The sequence below is a fragment of the Klebsiella sp. MS 92-3 genome (assembly GCF_000195655.1).
Taxonomy (GTDB): Bacteria; Pseudomonadota; Gammaproteobacteria; order Enterobacterales; family Enterobacteriaceae; genus Klebsiella; species Klebsiella pneumoniae.
Genome location: NZ_GL882814.1, coordinates 7,631 through 8,982, shown reverse-complemented (window position 1 = coordinate 8,982; position 1,352 = coordinate 7,631). Strand labels below are relative to the sequence as shown.

At 53.6% G+C, this 1,352-nt stretch carries 1 protein-coding gene; it reads right to left on the bottom strand.

The genetic code is table 11. From position 1 onward, the window contains the following. Window positions 1–97: 97 nt before the first annotated feature. Window positions 98–1,009, bottom strand: a complete 912-nt coding sequence (locus HMPREF9538_RS13235; protein WP_020316703.1) for an amino acid ABC transporter substrate-binding protein — start codon at window positions 1,007–1,009, stop codon at window positions 98–100. Window positions 1,010–1,352 lie beyond the last annotated feature (343 nt).

The window sequence follows — 1,352 nt, the reverse complement described above, 5'->3', positions numbered from 1 at the left end:
GGGGGGGGGGGGGGGGGCCCCCCCCCCCCGCCGTATAGTCTGTCCGTGCTGTGACAATCATCGGGAGGGCAGGATATCCCGCCCCTGGTTGTTATAATTAATTCAGTGCTTTGTCGTTAGGTGATTTGAACAGCGCTTTCATGTCGTCCGACAGCTCGAAGTTGAGGTTAAGATTTTTTGGCGGAATAGGGTTTTTGAACCATTTGTCAAACCACTTCTCCGCTTCGCCAGAGGTCTGAGCCTGGGCGACGGTTTCATCAACCAGCGCCTTGAACGTCGGATCGTCCTTCCGCAGCATGCAGCCATAGGCTTCCTTCGACTGCGGGGTGCCGACGATTTCCCAATTATCCGGTTTCTTCGCCTTGGCGCGTTCGCCAGCCAGCAGGGCATCATCCATCATAAAGGCCACGGCGCGTCCGCTCTCCAGGGTGCGGAAAGAGTCGCCATGATCTTTGGCGCTGATAATGCGCATATTCATTTTTTTCTCATCGTTCAGCTTATGCAGCAGGATCTCCGAGGTGGTTCCGGAGGTGACGACGACCGCTTTATCCTTCAGGTCCGAGAAATCTTTGATCGGACCGCCTTTCTTCACCAGCAGACGGGTACCGACCACGAAGATGGTATCGGAGAAGGCCGCCTGTTTCTGGCGCTCAAGGTTGTTGGTGGTTGAGCCGCACTCGAAATCAAAGGTGCCATTCTGCAGCAACGGGATACGGTTCTGCGAGGTGACCGGGATCAGTTTGACCTGCAGATCGGGTTTGTTCAGTTTTTTCTTGATGGCATCGACGATGGCGTTGGAATAATCCTGAGAGTAGCCCACAACCTTCTGCTGGTTATCGTAGTAAGAGAACGGGACCGAAGATTCACGATGGCCGACAACGATAACCCCGTTTTTGGCGATCTTATCCAGGGTGTTCTGGCCAGCCGCCGGGGCAGCATCTTCCGCCTGCGCCAGACCAGCGGTCATTCCCATTACCAGCATTGCCGTGGCCAGTTTACGTAATTGCATATCCAACTCCTTATCCGCAGCGTCAGCGACGCTATTGATACCCATTGTGATTGTGTGTGTTGTTATTGGGGGCACGCGTCCACGTGCCGCATTTGTATGTGTTTGTTAGCATTTAGTTTGGCTTAATGTAAAGATTTTGCTGCTTTATTGTTTATTTTTGCGAAGCGCTCCGCACCAATCGGAGGCAAATATCTTCCATTGCACCAAAATAGCGCGACCACCGATCGTTTCTGGTGCAACCTGGTTGCACTGGGTCGGACGATGCCGCTACCAGGTTAAATAAAGCAATGACTGTGCCAGAGTGGCAGATGATGGGAAGAAAAAGCCGGCGACGGGGGGCGCG